The sequence below is a fragment of the Arthrobacter sp. CG_A4 genome, from assembly GCF_035985125.1.
GTDB lineage: Bacteria > Actinomycetota > Actinomycetes > Actinomycetales > Micrococcaceae > Arthrobacter.
The window spans coordinates 230089-245669 of record NZ_JAXCID010000001.1 but is presented as its reverse complement, the minus strand read 5'-3'; the positions used below and the strand labels follow the sequence as shown (position 1 = coordinate 245669).

17 protein-coding genes are annotated in these 15581 nt (G+C 67.5%); 13 read left to right on the top strand and 4 right to left on the bottom strand.

The features are described 5' to 3' along the window. Positions 1-184: 184 nt before the first annotated feature. The 6 genes from RCH07_RS01070 (at position 185) to RCH07_RS01045 (ending at position 6313) form a co-directional block, all read left to right on the top strand. Positions 185-469: a hypothetical protein gene (locus tag RCH07_RS01070; RefSeq protein ID WP_326965606.1), complete on the top strand. Its 285-nt coding sequence runs from the start codon at positions 185-187 to the stop codon at positions 467-469. A 116-nt stretch (positions 470-585) separates the two neighbouring features. Continuing rightward, entirely contained in the window at positions 586-1395 is an 810-nt protein-coding gene (locus tag RCH07_RS01065) for an ABC transporter ATP-binding protein (protein WP_326965605.1), read from the top strand. Continuing rightward, positions 1377-2948, top strand: a complete 1572-nt coding sequence (locus RCH07_RS01060) for a transporter (protein WP_326965604.1) — start codon at positions 1377-1379, stop codon at positions 2946-2948. The genes RCH07_RS01065 and RCH07_RS01060 overlap by 19 nt, the downstream gene beginning before the upstream one ends. A 111-nt stretch (positions 2949-3059) precedes the next feature. Further along, positions 3060-3842, top strand: coding sequence for a glucosamine-6-phosphate deaminase (nagB, locus tag RCH07_RS01055; protein WP_326965603.1), 783 nt, complete (start codon positions 3060-3062; stop codon positions 3840-3842). A gap of 79 nt (positions 3843-3921) precedes the next feature. Beyond that, complete coding sequence (locus RCH07_RS01050; protein ID WP_442784754.1) at positions 3922-4248, top strand: DUF3039 domain-containing protein; 327 nt, start codon at positions 3922-3924, stop codon at positions 4246-4248. Between the two features lie 271 nt (positions 4249-4519). Next, the gene (locus tag RCH07_RS01045; protein ID WP_326965601.1) at positions 4520-6313 is read left to right on the top strand and encodes a DEAD/DEAH box helicase; all 1794 of its coding nucleotides are present in this window, start codon (positions 4520-4522) and stop codon (positions 6311-6313) included. 128 nt (positions 6314-6441) lie between these two features. Here RCH07_RS01045 and RCH07_RS01040 read toward each other — a convergent pair whose 3' ends face one another. The 3 genes from RCH07_RS01040 to RCH07_RS01030 form a co-directional block, all read right to left on the bottom strand. After that, the gene (locus tag RCH07_RS01040; protein WP_326965600.1) at positions 6442-6804 is read right to left on the bottom strand and encodes a hypothetical protein; all 363 of its coding nucleotides are present in this window, start codon (positions 6802-6804) and stop codon (positions 6442-6444) included. Between the two features lie 138 nt (positions 6805-6942). Next, a complete protein-coding gene (locus RCH07_RS01035; protein ID WP_326965599.1) occupies positions 6943-7644 on the bottom strand; it encodes an isochorismatase family protein in 702 nt (233 codons plus the stop codon). Beyond that, positions 7644-8972 carry a nicotinate phosphoribosyltransferase gene (locus RCH07_RS01030; RefSeq protein WP_326965598.1) on the bottom strand — a complete coding sequence of 443 codons (1329 nt, stop codon included), beginning with the start codon at positions 8970-8972 and terminating at the stop codon, positions 7644-7646. The genes RCH07_RS01035 and RCH07_RS01030 overlap by 1 nt, the downstream gene beginning before the upstream one ends. Positions 8973-9067: 95 nt before the next feature. On the opposite strand from RCH07_RS01030, the gene clpS reads away from it, so the two are divergent. The 6 genes from clpS to rdgB all read left to right on the top strand — a co-directional run bounded on the left by clpS (position 9068) and on the right by rdgB (position 13415). Then, complete coding sequence (gene clpS / locus RCH07_RS01025) at positions 9068-9448, top strand: ATP-dependent Clp protease adapter ClpS (protein ID WP_326965597.1); 381 nt, start codon at positions 9068-9070, stop codon at positions 9446-9448. Next, entirely contained in the window at positions 9441-10007 is a 567-nt protein-coding gene (locus RCH07_RS01020) for a DUF2017 domain-containing protein (RefSeq protein ID WP_326965596.1), read from the top strand. Before clpS ends, RCH07_RS01020 begins: the two co-directional genes overlap by 8 nt. Positions 10008-10105: 98 nt before the next feature. Continuing rightward, positions 10106-11170 carry a glutamate racemase gene (gene murI / locus RCH07_RS01015; RefSeq protein ID WP_326965595.1) on the top strand — a complete coding sequence of 355 codons (1065 nt, stop codon included), beginning with the start codon at positions 10106-10108 and terminating at the stop codon, positions 11168-11170. After that, positions 11167-11964: an MBL fold metallo-hydrolase gene (locus RCH07_RS01010; protein WP_326965594.1), complete on the top strand. Its 798-nt coding sequence runs from the start codon at positions 11167-11169 to the stop codon at positions 11962-11964. The genes murI and RCH07_RS01010 overlap by 4 nt, the downstream gene beginning before the upstream one ends. 30 nt (positions 11965-11994) lie before the next feature. Continuing rightward, positions 11995-12753 carry a ribonuclease PH gene (gene rph, locus RCH07_RS01005; RefSeq protein ID WP_326965593.1) on the top strand — a complete coding sequence of 253 codons (759 nt, stop codon included), beginning with the start codon at positions 11995-11997 and terminating at the stop codon, positions 12751-12753. Between the two features lie 29 nt (positions 12754-12782). Next, on the top strand, positions 12783-13415 hold the full coding sequence (gene rdgB, locus RCH07_RS01000; protein ID WP_326965592.1) for an RdgB/HAM1 family non-canonical purine NTP pyrophosphatase: 633 nt from the start codon (positions 12783-12785) through the stop codon (positions 13413-13415). Between the two features lie 209 nt (positions 13416-13624). Here the strand turns inward: rdgB and RCH07_RS00995 are convergent, their stop codons facing one another. Beyond that, positions 13625-14392, bottom strand: a complete 768-nt coding sequence (locus tag RCH07_RS00995; protein ID WP_326965591.1) for a VTT domain-containing protein — start codon at positions 14390-14392, stop codon at positions 13625-13627. A 102-nt stretch (positions 14393-14494) separates the two neighbouring features. Here RCH07_RS00995 and RCH07_RS00990 point away from each other — a divergent pair, with 102 nt between their 5' ends. After that, positions 14495-15514, top strand: coding sequence for an exonuclease domain-containing protein (locus tag RCH07_RS00990; RefSeq protein WP_326965590.1), 1020 nt, complete (start codon positions 14495-14497; stop codon positions 15512-15514). Positions 15515-15581 lie beyond the last annotated feature (67 nt).

Below are 15581 nucleotides of genomic sequence, written 5' to 3'. Positions count from 1 at the left end.
CCGCGGTTCTCTGGGGCTGAAACGGGTTCCGGACCCGAGTAACTGGGCTGGAGCGTCGACATCCGGGGTTCCTGGTTGCTGGCCGGCAGATTCTTCGGTGCATGGTGGCAGACGGGGCGGCACCCTGCCAACGATTCGCCAAAGATGGCCGGGATGAAGGTCTCATACCGGCCATCTGTGGAGAATGGGCGCCCGCCAGCTGTCCCCGGACGTCGCCAGCGTTGCGCGCAGCTACCGGGCCGGCGTGGGCGGACTGGTGCTGCTGGTCGTTATCACCCAGGTCGTGACGGCCTTCGGAGCCGGGGCATGGTTCCCCTACGCAGCGCCGGGCCTGTGGATGGGCATGGGCGGCTCCGCGGCTGCCGAAACTGTCAGTCCGCTGCAACTCTTCCTCTGTTTCCCGGTCTCTGTGCTCGGCATCGCTGTAACCGGTCACTGGTGGAAGAACATGGAGATACGCGACGGTTGAAAACGGGCGTAGCGGGCACACCCCAATTCTGCGTCGGAGCGGTGCTCAAGGACAACAACGCAGAGTAAGCCTTTCGGAGGATCCATTTCACCCGCCAGGGCCGTTAGTCTAACGTCATGACTTACCAGCAACCGGATCCTCATGCCCCCGGGGGGAACCCGCCGGCGGCGCCGGTCCCTGCCCTGTCCCTGCAGAGGCTGGCCAAGCGTTTCGGCGACAAAATCGCCGTCGACGGCCTCAGCCTGGACGTCCCGGCGGGCTCCTTCTACGGGATCGTCGGCCCCAATGGGGCAGGCAAGACCACCACCCTGTCCATGGCCACGGGACTGCTCCGGCCCGAGTTCGGCACGGCGCTGGTACACGGTGTGGATGTCTGGCAGCATCCGCTGGAAGCCAAGAAATTGATGGGGATACTGCCCGACGGCGTCCGGCTCTTTGACCGGCTGACCGGTGAGCAGCTGGTGAGCTACGCCGGGCTGCTGCGCGGCATGGACAAGGAAGTGGTGTCTTCCCGGGTCAAGGAACTGCTCGCCGCCCTGGACCTCAACCAGGACGCCGGCACCCTCGTGGTGGATTACTCCGCCGGCATGACGAAGAAGATCGCCCTTGCCTCCGCGCTGATCCATGCGCCGCGGCTGCTGGTGCTGGATGAGCCGTTCGAATCCGTGGACCCGGTGTCCGCCGCGAACATCCGCGACATCCTGGACAGCTACGTGGCTTCCGGCGGAACAGTCATCGTCTCAAGCCACGTCATGGACCTCGTCCAGCGGATGTGCGACCACGTCGCCGTCGTCGCGGCCGGGCGGCTGCTCGCGGCCGGAACCGTGGAAGAGGTCCGTGCGGGGCAGTCCCTCGAAGACCGATTTGTCCAGCTGGTCGGCGGCCGCAACCATACGGAAGGGCTGGAATGGTTGCGCACCTTTTAAGGCTCAAGCTCACCCTGCTGCGCAACAGTATCCGGCGCAGCCCCTGGCAGTTGGTGGGCCTCGGGATCGGAACGCTGTACGCGCTAGGCCTCGTCGGGCTCTTCGCCACTGGCCTGTTGTTCCTGCGGGAGGCCGACGTCGCGCGGGCGCAGACGGTGGTGGTGCTGGGCGGCGCCGCGGCGCTACTGGGCTGGGCGATCATTCCGGTGGTCGCTTCCGCGGCTGATATGACGCTGGATCCGGCGCGGTTCACCACCTCGGCCGTGCCCATGCCGCAACTCCTGACCGGGCTGGCCCTCGGCGGACTGATCGGCATCCCCGGCGTCGCGACCTCCCTCGTGGCCCTTGCCACCGTGGGTACCTGGTCCCGGAGCGTACCCGCCGCGGCAGGCGCCCTGGTGGGCGCGGTCCTTGGCGTGCTGAGCTGCGTCGTCCTGTCCAAGGTGGTCACCACCGCCACCGCAGGCCTCGCCAGTTCACGCCGCTTCAAGGACGTCAGCGCCATCGCGTTCCTGATCCCGCTGGTGCTGATGGGACCCATCGTGGCAGGGATCGCCGAGGGGATCGCCAATTCCGGTGATTTCCTGGCCGGGCTTGCCCGCACGCTGTCCTGGACCCCGGCAGGCGCGGCCTGGTCGCTCGGCGGCGAACTGGCCGCCGGCAGCTACGGCGCCGCGGCACTCAAGTTTCTGATTGCGCTCGCCACCCTGGCGGGCCTCGCCCTGTGCTGGAAACTCCTGCTCCAGCGGGCACTTGTCACTCCGCCCTACGCCGGGTCTGCCAAGAAAAAGACCGGAGGACTAGGCCTCTTTGGGCTGTTCCCGGGGACACCCACCGGGGCTGTCGCCGCCCGGGCCCTGATCTACTGGCTGCGGGATCCCCGCTACGCCGGGTCCCTGGTGGTGGTCCCGCTGCTGCCGGTCCTGCTGCTGTTCCAGGCCAGCCAGAGCGGGAACTATGGAATGTTCCTCTTCATTGGCCCGCTGACCGCCTTCCTGCTGGCATGGTCCATCTCAGCGGATGTTTCTTACGACAACACTGCCTTCGCACTGCACCTGTCCACGGGCATCCGCGGCGTCCACGACCGGCTGGGACGTGCTCTGGCCTGCCTGCTCTTTGCCCTGCCGGTGGTGCTGGCGTTCAGCGTCCTCCCGTTCCTCTTCAGCGGAAGCTGGGAGTTGCTGCCGGGAATTCTCGGACTGTCCCTTGGCATGCTTTTCAGCGGATTGGGCCTGTCCTCCGTGGTCTCGGCGCGCTACACCGTTAGCGTACCGCTCCCCGGCGACAGCCCCTTCAAGAAGCCACCGGGGAACGTTGCCCAGACCATGGCGGTGCAGTTCGGCGGCATGGGGGTGCTCCTGTTGCTCGCGGCGCCGGAGGCGGTCCTAATGGCCGTGCAGCTGATCACGGGCAGCACGCTGCCCGGTTGGATCAACCTAGGCCTCGGTCCGGTGCTGGGCCTGGCGCTGTTCGCGGGCGGGATACGGCTGGGCGGGAAATGGCTGGACGCGCGTGGACCGGAGTTGCTGGCACAGCTGGCCGTCAACCGCTGACCGGAGTTGCTGGCCGGGCCTGCCGGCACACCTGGCCGGACGCGACGGTCCCGGCACCGCGGCCGGGACTGGGATAGCCTGCCGGTAACGCACAATTGCAAAGGCAGGGCCATGGAAGTCATCATTCTCTCCGGCAGCAGGCCGATCGCCTCGCTCGCGGCGGACGCAATCGAGGCGCTGCTCAGGCGCAAGCCCGGGGCCGTTCTGGGTCTCGCCACCGGTTCGTCGCCTTTGCCGGTCTACAACGAACTGGCACTGCGGCACGAGCGGGACGGCCTCGACTTCAGCCAGGCCCGCGGCTTCGCCCTGGACGAGTACGTGGGGCTGCCACCCGGCCACCCGGAATCCTACCGCGAGGTAATCCGGCGCGAGTTTACCGAGCGGGTGAACATCAGCCCGGCCAATGTGCACGGTCCCGACGGCGCGGCCGAGGACATCCCCGGGTCATGCCGGGCCTATGAGGATGCCATCCGCGACGCCGGGGGCGTGGATCTGCAGCTCCTCGGCGTGGGTACGGACGGACACATCGGCTTCAACGAGCCTGCCTCGTCGCTCGCATCGCGGACCCGGATCAAGACCCTGATCGAGCAGACACGCCGGGACAATGCACGGTTCTTCGGCAGCCTGGCCGAGGTCCCGCACCACGTCCTCACGCAGGGGCTCGGAACCATCCTGGACGCCCGGCATGTGATCCTCATTGCCACCGGCGCGCAGAAGGCGCAAAGCGTGCGTGACCTTGTGGAAGGTCCCGTCGCCGCGATCTGTCCGGCCTCGGTACTACAGTTACATCCGCACGCCACGATCCTGGTGGATGAGGCGGCGGCGTCCTCGCTGCGGCTCGCCGATTACTACCGCCACAGCTATGACAACAAGCCATCGTGGCAGAGGCTGTAAGTGGCCGCCGTGGCGGTCCCGTCAGCATCACGTCGCCTTTCTGTCTGTTCCAGCGGCTAAGATGGGTCTCATGAACAGCATGACCGAACCCCTCGAAAACGACCCGATGCGCGAGCTCTCCGGAGCCGGGACGTCGACGGCAACGATCGAGCGCGAGGAACTGCGCCAGGAAGTGGAACCCGGTGACCGGGAGCGCTTCTCGCATTATGTGCGCAAGGAAAAGATCATGGAATCCGCGCTGTCCGGTGAGCCTGTCATTGCCCTCTGCGGCAAGGTCTGGACGCCCGGACGCGATCCTAAGAAGTTCCCTGTCTGCCCCGAATGTAAAGACGTGTACGACGGCCTCCGCCCGGGCAAAGATGGCGGCGGCAAAGACGGCGGCGGCAAGGGCTCGGGCGACAAATAGCGGCCACGCGACCCGGCCATCTGCTGCGTCCGGGCCGGTCCGTTGGCGCTGGTGCGACCGGGTCTCCCGTCCGTGCGAATGCCGCTTGGGTACCGCGTGCGCCGGTGGCCCCGACCCCGCTTTTGTCCCGCTGAATGTGGTCTGGTCCGCTGACTGTGGTCGGGTCCGTGCTGTCCGGCGTTTGGCAACGGTTCATCCGAAAAAGATTGGTGTTTTTGTGCTTAGTTGGGTTTCTCCGGCAGCAGCGGTACGCGGAATGGAAGGCACCTGAGTGACAGAGACACTTTTTGGCGGACCAGTGCTGCCTCCCGCGTATCCCGAGCGGGCTGCCTGGGGCACCGCGCCGAAGCTCCGGGCCTGGCAGCAGGAAGCCCTCGACAGCTATTTCAGCACCCAGCCCAAGGACTTCCTTGCGGTGGCAACGCCGGGCGCCGGTAAGACCACCTTCGCCCTGCGCGTTGCCTCCATGCTGATCGACGCCGGTGCCGTCAACCGGGTCACCATTGTGGCGCCCACCGACCACCTCAAGCGGCAGTGGGCCGATGCCGCCGCCAAGGTGGGCATCGCCATCGATCCGAACTTCAAGAACGCCGACGGCCAGCACGGCCGCGGGTTCGTCGGCGTCGCGGTCACCTACGCGCAGGTGGCCAGCAAACCAATGCTGCACCGCGCCAAAACCGAGGCCGCGCGCACGCTGGTGATCCTGGACGAGATCCACCACGGCGGCGAGGCCCTGTCCTGGGGCGACGGTCTGCGCGAGGCCTTCGAGCCCGCATCCCGCCGGCTCTCCCTGACCGGTACGCCGTTCCGCTCCGACACGTCGCCCATCCCGTTTGTGGAATACGCCGAGGACCGCGACGGCATCCGGCGTTCCAGGGCCGACTACACCTACGGCTACGGCAATGCGCTGCGCGACCACGTTGTCCGCCCGGTCATGTTCATGGCGTACTCCGGGCAGATGCGCTGGCGAACCAGCGGCGGCGAGGAAATGGCAGCCTCGCTCGGCGAATCCGCGGTCACCAAGGACATCACCGCCCAGGCCTGGCGCACCGCGCTGAACCCGGCGGGTGAATGGATCCCGGCCGTCCTCGCCGGGGCGGACAAACGCCTCAGCGAGGTGCGCCGCACCGTCCCCGACGCCGGCGGCCTGGTTATCGCCACCGACCACGATGACGCGCGTGCCTACGCCGGGCAGCTGAAGAAGATCACCGGTGAATCACCCACGGTCATCCTGTCCGACGATGCCAAGGCCTCCAGCAAGATCGAGGAGTTCACCGCCAGCGAGAAGCGCTGGATGGTGGCCGTGCGTATGGTGTCCGAAGGCGTTGACGTCCCGCGGTTGTCCGTCGGCGTCTACGCGACGTCCATCTCCACGCCGCTGTTCTTTGCCCAGGCGGTGGGGCGCTTTGTACGCGCCCGCAAGCGCGGCGAGACGGCGTCGGTCTTCCTGCCCTCCGTTCCCACCCTGATGGCGCTGGCGAACTCCATGGAGGCAGAGCGCGACCATGCCCTGGACCGTCCGGAGAAGGAAGACGGCGACGGTCTTTTCAATCCCGAGGACTCGCTCATGGACGAGGCGAACCGCGAGGAAAAGGCGTCGGATTCGCTCACCAAGGGCAAGTTCGAGGCGCTTGATTCGCAGGCGTCCTTTGACCGGGTCCTGTTCGACGGCGGCGAGTTCGGCACCGGCGGCGAGGTGGGCTCGGAGGACGAACTCGATTTTCTCGGGATTCCCGGTCTGCTCGACGCCGAACAGGTCGGCACGCTGCTGCGCCAGCGCCAGCACGAACAGCTGAACCGTAAGAACGCCCGGGCCCCGCAGGCCGGGGGCCCGCCGGCCGGAGCGGCCGCCCCGGCCGTGCCGGACCACCGCATGCTGATGGACCTGCGCACCGAACTGGCCAAGAACGTGGCGGCGTGGTCCGCGCGGACGGGCACGCCGCACGGCGTTGTGCACACCAAACTCAGGACTGTCTGCGGCGGCCCGCCCGTGGCGCAGGCCGACGAGGAACAACTGCAGACCCGGCTGCGGAAGCTGCAGGACTGGTTCATCGGCCGCAAGTAGCGTGGTGCGGCGGCCCGCTGCGGGCAGAAAGAAGTTGAGGGCATACAAGAAGGGACCAGGCAAGCCTGGTCCCTTCTGTTTACCGCAGCCTGTTTACCGCAGCGCCTCTGTATGCCCCAGCGCCGGTGTTATTGTCCGCCGGTGCCGCCGCCGCCGCAGACGGCGCCGAGGGCCTGGCCTGCAGCAGCGTACTTGGGCTGGAGCTCCTCAAGCTTCGCTGCGTCCGGGTTTGCCTTCGCCGACTCGTCCAGGAATTCAATGATGTCGCGCAGCGGAGCCTTCAGCTCATCGGAGGACGTCACCTCGACGGGCCGCAGCCGGTTGGCCAGACGGATCATCCCTGTCTTGTCCGCGGCAGACGTAGGGCCTGCGCCGACGCCCTGGATCCGGGTGCAGGTTTCCTCGTTGCTCAGTTGCGGGGCGGCGGCAGAGCAGCCGGCGGCGCCGAGCAGCGCCCCGGCAACAATCAGGACGGTGAGGGTTTTCTTCATGGTGCACTCCGGGGTTTTACGGTCAGACGATCTGGCAGGGATTTCGAGTCTACTGTGAGGGCGCTGTTTTCCGGTCAAGCAGCACGGCCGGACGCCGTCACGAGCCGGCAGCCCGCAGCCGGCGGCACGTGCAAACGGTTAGGCGATGTCGACGCCGCCGAGTTCCATCTCGGCGACGGCATCTTCGAGGTCCTCGGCGACCCCCGCGGTCAGGGCGCGCAGCACTGTGACGGAGTAGCCGGCCTGGACGCCGTCGAGCGCCGTGGCTTTGACACAGTGGTCGGTCGCGATCCCCACCACCACCACGTCCTCGACGTCGTGGCTCTGCAGCCAGTCGTCGAGCCCAATTGTGTCCTCGCCACCGGCGAAGTCACTTCCGGCGAAACCAGCGCCGGCGAAGCCTTCGGCGTCCGCGTGAACGGGGCCGGCGCTGCCGGACGCAATACCGGTGACCGGCATGGCGCCGGGCTTCCGGTCGCCGGTGGGGACGGCGTCGTCAGGGGCGAGCAGGCCCTCAAAGCCCGAGTAGGCGGCCGTGTACCGGCCCTTGCGGAAGTAGGCCTGGATATATTCCGCGTCGAGGTCGGGGTGCAGCTCAGCGCCGCGGGTGCCGGCGACACAGTGCTTCGGCCAGCTGTCGACGAAATTCGGTGTCTCCGAGAAGTGCGCACCCGGATCGACATGCCAGTCCTGGGTGGCCACGATGTGGTCGAACTGGCCGTGGTGCGCGTCGACGTATTCGCTGATTGCGCCGGCGAGGTCCGCGCCGCCCTCGACGGGCACCGAGCCTCCTTCGCAGAAATCGTTCTGGACGTCGACGATGATCAGGGCGCGGGACATCAGTTCTCCTCGTAGATGGTTGGGATGGCGGCTTCGCCGCGCTGCAGCCGGTTGACCACGGCAGGAAGCTCTTTCATGGTGTCGGCATGGCGACTGCGGGCGCGCACGACGCCGTCCGCTCCGGTCCAGCCGGGCAAGAGCTCGCCATTCTTGAAGAACTGCTGCAGCAGCGGGCGGTCGTTGCCATCGTCCTCAGGACGGTGGCCGATCCCCACGATCTCCTGGGTGGCGGTGCCGCGTTCGTTGAGCTTGCGCAGCGCGTACTTGCGCCCGCCCTTGCTTGTCTTGTTCTTCGCGGCCTTGGCCACCGGGACGAACTCGCCGTCATCGTCCGTGCGGCTGACCAGCTTGTAAACCATGCTCGCCGTCGGCGCGCCGGAGCCTGTCACGAGGGAGGTGCCGACGCCGTAGGAGTCCACCGGAGCGGACTGCAGGGCCGCGATGGCGAACTCGTCCAGATCTGAAGTGACGATAATCCGGGTGCGTTCATTGCCCAGATTGTCCAGGAGCTGGCGGACCCACTGCGCCTGCGCCACGAGGTCCCCGGAGTCCAGTCGCACCGCGCCCAGTTTGTCGCCGGCTAGTTCGACGGCGGTCCGGACCGCCGCCTCGACGTCGTACGTGTCCACCAGCAGCGCGGTGCCGGCACCCATCGAGGCAATCTGGGCCGCAAAGGCCTCGCGCTCGGTATCGTGCAGCAGGGTGAAGGAGTGGGCGGCGGTGCCCACGGTCTTGAGCCCGTAGCGCAGGCCGGCCTGCAGGTTGGAGGTGCTGTCGAAGCCGGCAATGATGGCGGCACGGGCGGCCGAGACGGCGGACTCCTCGTGCGTGCGGCGGGAGCCCATTTCCACACACGGCCGGCCGCCGGCCGCGGTGATCATGCGCGAGGCCGCCGAGGCGATGGCGCTGTCGTGGTTGAGGATCGACAGGATGTAGGTCTCGAGGATGCAGGCTTCGGCGAAGGTTGATTCGACAATGAGGATGGGTGAGTTCGGGAAGTACGCCTCACCCTCCGGATAGCCCCAGATATCGCCCGAGAAGGAGAAACCGGCCAGGTACTCGAGCGTCTCCTCGTTGACCACCTTCGAGCGGCAGAGAAAGTCGATCTCGGCGGCGCCGAAGCGGAAGTCCGCGATGCCTTCCAGCAGGCGGCCGGTGCCGGCCACGATCCCGTAGCGGCGGCCGTCCGGCAGGCGCCTGGCAAAGGCCTCGAACACCGACTTGCGGTGGGCGGCGCCGGAATGCAGCGCGGCCTGCAGCATGGTCAGCTCGTAGTGATCGGTGTACAGGGACGTACGGGGACGGTCCGGGCCAGCTGGGGTACTCACAAATTCACTCTAGTCCCCACCGGCTCCCTCGTCTCGCTTCGCTTCGCCGTGGGGCCCTCGCCGGCGTGGGCCCAGCCTCCCCATAGAATGGACAGATGACCCTCAGCGTTGCGCTCGGCCCGGACACCCAGGCCGGCACCCAAACCGGAACAGCGGCGTCCACCGACGTCCTGACCGCCCCGGACATTCCCTGGAACCTCGTGATCTGGAATGATCCGGTGAACTTGATGAGCTATGTGAGCTACGTGTTCCGCAGCTACTTCGGCTATCCGGAGGCGAAGGCCACCAAGCTCATGCTGGAGGTCCACAAGAAGGGCCGCTCCATCGTGGCGCACGGCAGCAAAGAGCAGGTGGAGCAGCACGCCGTCGCGATGCACGGCTACGGCCTCTGGGCCACCGTGGAGAAGGCGACCGGCGGCTCCGGCGGTGCCGGGTCAGGCGGAGGATCAGGCAAGGGTAAAGGAAAACGTGGCTAAGGCATTTAAATACGGGCTCAAGGGTGTCACCGGCTACCTGGAGTCCGCCGAACGGGAACTGCTGCGCAGCCTCTTCGATGACGTCATCTCGATGCTGGAGCCGGAGGAGCGGGCCAACCAGGACCCCCTCGCCGCACTCGTCGGAGTCGATCCTGAGGCGCGCGAACCAACGGACCGCGCCCTGCGGCGGCTGCTGCCGAATGTGATGAAGAACGACGGCGAAGCCTCGCTGGAGTTCCGCCGGTACACGGAACGCTCGCTTCGGGAAAACAAGATCGGCGCACTGAAGGCCGCCTCGCTGGGGCTGGACAAGGAAGAACTGGTTCTCACTCCCGCCGATGCCCGGCACTGGTCCACTGCCCTGAACGATGTGCGCCTGGTGCTCGCCGAACGCCTCGACATCCGCGATGATGCGGACGCCGAGCATGTCCACCTCATGCAGGACTGGTCCCAGGCCGAGGACGTCGAAAGCTACCTGGCCCTCGTCTACAACTTCACCACCTGGCTCCAGGAATCCCTGGTCCAGGCCATGCTGGCCTCGCTCGAACCACGCAGCTGAGCCGGCGCTCCCGCGCGCCGTGTGTGACAAATTAGACATGAGTCGGACACCACAATGTGCTGCCCGCACCCATGGCTAAGCCCTATCCTCGAATAATCATGACAACAGCCTCGAACATGGATCCGGCAGCGGAAGCTGTTGCGGACTCCCCAGCGGGCAGCACCGCCAGCAGCCGGACCGCCAGCCTGATGGGATCGCGGCCTATCGGTGTCTTCGATTCGGGCGTCGGCGGGCTCACCGTGGCCCGGTCCATCATCGACCAGCTGCCCAACGAAGCCATCCTGTACGTCGGCGACACCGCCCACGGCCCCTACGGCCCGCTCCCCATCGCCGAAGTCCGGGCCAACGCCCTGGGCGTGATGGACGAGCTGGTGGATTCCGGCGTCAAGCTGCTGACCATCGCCTGCAACTCGGCCTCCGCAGCCGTGCTGCGCGACGCCCGGGAACGCTACACCGCCCGCTACGGCATCCCCGTGATCGAGGTCATCCAGCCGGCAGTCCGGCGTGCCGTCGCCGCCACCCGCAGCGGCCGGGTGGGCGTGATCGGGACCTCTGCCACCATCGGCTCGCGCGCCTACGAAGACACCTTTGCGGCCGCCCCGGACCTGCAGATCACCTCGGTGGCCTGCCCCGCGTTTGTCTCCTACGTCGAAGCCGGAATCACCACCGGACCGGAACTGCTCGCGGTAGCCCGCGACTACCTGGAACCCCTCAGGGCCGCCGGTGTGGACACCGTGGTGCTGGGCTGCACGCACTACCCGCTGCTCACGGGCGTAATCTCGTTCGTCCTGGGGGAGGACGTCACCCTGGTCTCCAGCGCCGAAGAGACGGCCAAGGACGTTTACCGTGCGCTGGCCTCCCGGGGTCTGGAGCGGACGGACACCACAGCTCCGGCCCACAACTTCATTGCCACCGGCGACGCGGCCCAGTTCGAGCACCTCGCCCGCCGCTTCCTCGGCCCCGAGGTTCTCAGCGTCCGCCACGTGGATCATGTGGCCGCCCAGTACCCCACCGGCAGCCTGGCCAGGATCACCCCCGAAATGCTCGCCGCCGCGCAGGCCGGTGCCGGCCGGCCGCGGATTTCCAATTTCGTGGCACCGTCTTCCCTCGCTGCCTCGCTCGCCGCGTCCCATGCTGCCTCGCTGCGGGAGAATGGCCTGTGAAGCTGACCATCGTGGGGTGTACCGGGTCTTTTCCCGGCCCCGGCTCGCCGGCGTCGTGCTATCTGCTGACCGCCAATGACGGCGAGCGGAACTGGAAGATCGTCCTGGACCTCGGCAGCGGGGCGCTCGGCGCGATCCAGCGCTACACAGACCTCGAGGATATTGACGGCATCTTCCTGACCCACCTGCACCCGGACCACTGCATGGACCTGTGCGGGCTCCATGTGGCGGTGCGCTGGAAGCCGGGCGGCTGGGGCGGCGGCCGGATTCCGGTCTGGGGACCGGCGGCCACCGCGGACCGGATGGCCACCGCCTACGGGCTGAAACTGGACCCGGGCATGCACCAGGAGTTCGACTTCAGCAACTGGGCGGAACGGAAGCCCGTGGCCGTGGGTCCCTTCACTGTGACCCCGTACACCGTGAACCACCCGGTGGAGGAGGCCTATGCGCTGCGCGTGGACGTCACCGAGCCCGGCAAGGACGGCACCCCCGTCACCCGCGTCCTGAGCTATTCGGGGGACACGGACTCCTGCCGCGGCCTCGAAGACGCCGCCCGCGGCGCTGACCTGTTCCTCTGCGAGGCGGCGTTCGAGGAGGGCCGCGACGACGCCATCAAAGACGTGCACCTGACCGGCAAACGGGCCGGCGAAGCCGCCGAAGCCGCCGGCGCGCGGCGGCTCCTGCTGACGCACATCCCGGTCTGGACCTCGCCCACCACCGTGATGGCCGAAGCGAAGCAGGTTTTCAGCCGCGACGTCGCCGTGGCCGTGGCAGGTGTGCACTACACGATCTGAGCCCGTGCCCCGAGTCGATAAGCTAGAGGCATGACTTCCGAAGCACTCACTGCCCCCATCATCCGTGCCGATGGCCGCACCCCGGACCAGCTCCGGCCCATCAGCATCACCCGCGGCTGGTCCAAGCAGGCCGAAGGATCGGCCCTGATCGAATTCGGCAACACCCGGGTGCTGTGCACGGCGTCCCTCACCCAGGGTGTCCCGCGCTGGCTTAAGGGGGAGGGCCGCGGCTGGGTCACCGCCGAATATGCCATGCTCCCGCGAGCCACCAACACCCGCTCCGACCGCGAGTCCGTCAAGGGCAAGATCGGCGGCCGCACGCACGAGATCTCCCGGCTGATCGGCCGCTCGCTGCGCTCCATTATCGACACGAAGGCCCTGGGCGAGATCACCATCGTGCTGGACTGCGATGTCCTGCAGGCCGACGGCGGAACCCGCACCGCCGCTGTCACCGGCGCCTACGTGGCACTGGCCGAAGCCATCCGCTTCGCCCAGGAGAACAAGATGCTCGCCCGCAACGCCAAGCCCCTGATCGACACCATCGCCGCCGTCTCCGTCGGCATCATCGACGGCATTCCGATGCTGGACCTGCCCTACGTCGAGGACGTCCGCGCCGAGACCGACATGAACGTCGTGGTCACCGGCTCCGGCAAGTTCGTCGAGGTCCAGGGCACCGCCGAAGGCGCCCCGTTCGACCGCGACGAGCTCAACAAGCTGCTGGACCTGGCCCTGCTGGGCACGGGGCAGCTCGCCGCCATCCAGCGCGAAACCCTGGCGGAAGCCCCGTGACAGCGGGTCCGGCACAGCACCGTACTCCCGTGCCCGTTCTGGTCCTCGCCACGCACAACCAGGGAAAACTCAGGGAGCTCCGCGAACTGCTCCGCGGCCAGGTGCCCGGTCTCGACGTCGACACGCAGGTGGTGGACGCCAGCGCCGTCGGCGCGCCCGACGTCGCCGAGACCGGCGTGACGTTTGCCGAAAATTCGCTGCTGAAGGCACGCGCCGTGGCCCGGGCCACCGGACTCGTGGCGATCGCCGACGACTCCGGGCTGGCAGTGGATGTGCTCGGCGGCGCACCGGGGATCTTCTCGGCCCGCTGGGCAGGACGGCACGGGGACGACGCCGCGAACCTGCAGTTGCTGCTGGACCAGCTGGCCGATGTGCCCGACGAGTACCGCGGCGCGGCGTTTGTCTGCGCCGCGGCGCTGGCCGTTCCCGGGTCATCGCCGGAGGAGGTCCGGGAAATCGTCGAGTACGGGCAGCTGGAAGGCACCCTGCTGCGCGAACCGCGCGGCGCGGGGGGCTTCGGCTACGACCCGGTGCTTCAGCCCAGCGGACTGGACCGCAGTTGCGCCGAGCTCAGCCCGGCGGAGAAGAACGCCATCAGCCACCGCGGCCAGGCGTTCCGGGCGCTGCTGCCAGCCATCGTGGCGGCCCTGGCCGCGAAGTAGTTCCGCCCTGGTGCTGGGCTAAGGGGTCTTGCGTTAGTTCGTCGGGGGACTGGGCGCGGTGGCCGGCCCAAGGGGACATGCCCCGCGCCGGGGGCAGCGGGTGGACATAGTGTCATTGTGTCCAGTCCCGGGTGCGAAAAATGGGCATGTCCCGCGGCGTGAAAAGGTCCAGGGTCCGTCTGACCCCAACGAACTAACGAAAATGACCGCTAGGGGGTCTTGCGTTCTTCCTCGGGCTCGTGCTCCTCGATGAACTCCTCGAAGATGTCCGTGCCGTACTTCTCGGCCTGGCTCTTGGCCACGAAGCCGCGGATGACCTCGACGCCGATCGGGATGACGGAGACCAGGACGATGATGACGAAGATGATATCCAGGTTCTCGCGGACCCACGGGACCGTGTCGCCCAGCAGGTAGCCGAGCAGGGTCACGCCGCCGCCCCAGAGCACGGCGCCGATGACATTGAACAGGAAGAACTTGCGCTTGCTCATCTGGGCAACGCCCACAATCACGGGGACAAAGGTCCTGATGATGGGGACGAAGCGGGCCAGGATCAGGGCCTTGCCGCCGTGCTTCTCGAAGAAGGCGTGTGCGCTTTCAACATTCTCGCGCTTGAAGAGTTTGGAATTGGGCTTGTTGAAGATGGCGGGACCGGCCTTGGAACCAATCAGATAGCCGGTCTGGTTACCCACGATCGCGGCGATGATGATCAGCGCCGCGAAGGCCCAGATGTTGAACTTGATGGTGCCAGTGGCCACCAGGAGCCCGGCCGTGAATAGCATCGAGTCGCCCGGCAGGAAGAATCCGACCAGCAGGCCCGTCTCGGCGAAGATGATGCCGCAGACTAACAACACCACCCAGGGCGCAAGGGCCGGGTCGGCCAGGAAGACCTGGGGGTTCAGCCAGTCGGGCAGGAGCGAGGACAGGTGCGGCTGCACCGGGCCCGCTCCTCCGATCGCGGACACGGCAAAGTCACTCATCGCTAAAATGTTCACCTGTTAAGGGTACTGGACGGCCGACGTCGGGCCTCCCGGCGGCGCGTGCGGCGGGCCGGGCCGACTTTCGGCGGTAAAGTTTGGGGCGTGGGTTTGGACTTTACGGCGATCGACTTTGAGACCGCGAACGGCTTCCGCGGTTCACCATGCGCTGTTGGCCTGACGAAGGTCCGTGGCGGTGTCGTCGTCGGGGAAGCCTCCTGGCTGATGCGCCCGCCGGAGCACCACGACCGCTTTGACCACCACAACGTCCGGATCCACGGCATCCGGCCGGAGCAGGTGGTTGGCCTGCCGCGCTTCGGTGAACTCTTCCCGGAAATCGGTGCCTTCATCGGCGGCGATGTGCTGGCGGCCCACAACGCCGCCTTCGACCTCGGCGTGATCCGCTCCGGACTGGAAGTCTCCGGCCTGGCGGGCCCCGCCTACGACTACGTCTGCACGGTGATGCTGTCGCGCCGCTGCTACTCGCTCGTGTCCAACTCCCTGCCGTATGCGGCCGAAGAGGCCGGTGTGCCGCTGGTGAACCACCACGACGCGGCGGAGGACGCCCGGGCGTGCGCCGGGATCCTGATCGACATAGCCGCCCGCAACGGTGCCGGCAGCATCGCGGAACTGTATTTGTCGCTGGGGTTGTTGGTGTCCCGGCAGGCTGCCTTCGATCCGCTGCGTGATCCCTTGTCCAAACCCAGCCAGTCGGCCATCGGGGCACTGGCCGCGGGAGCGGACACTGCCGCCGCGGTACGCGCGTTCCAGCCGGGCTGGCCGGAAGAGGGCGCCAATCCGTTGCCGAATGCGCTGGCCGAACCGGGACACCCGCTGTTCGGCCAGACCGTGGTGTTCACCGGGGAGCTGGTGATTCCCCGGCCCGAGGCGAAAATCCGCTCCGCCGAACTGGGGGCCAGGCCCGAAAGCCGGGTTACGGCCCGCACCACCGTCCTGGTGGTGGGGGACGGGTTCGTGGCGGCGGACCTGCGCTCCGGACGGCTCACCGGCAAGGCCCGGCGCGTCCTTGACCTGCACGAGCGGGGCCAGCGGATCGAGGTCCTCTCGGAAGGTGAATTCCTGCAGATGGTGGGCGGCCACCTGGCCCCCGCCGCGATCGCCTGACGCCCCCGCGGGTCCGTAGCGTCCGCGGTCGTACGGCGCCTCGGCGGTCATACGGCGCAACAAACGT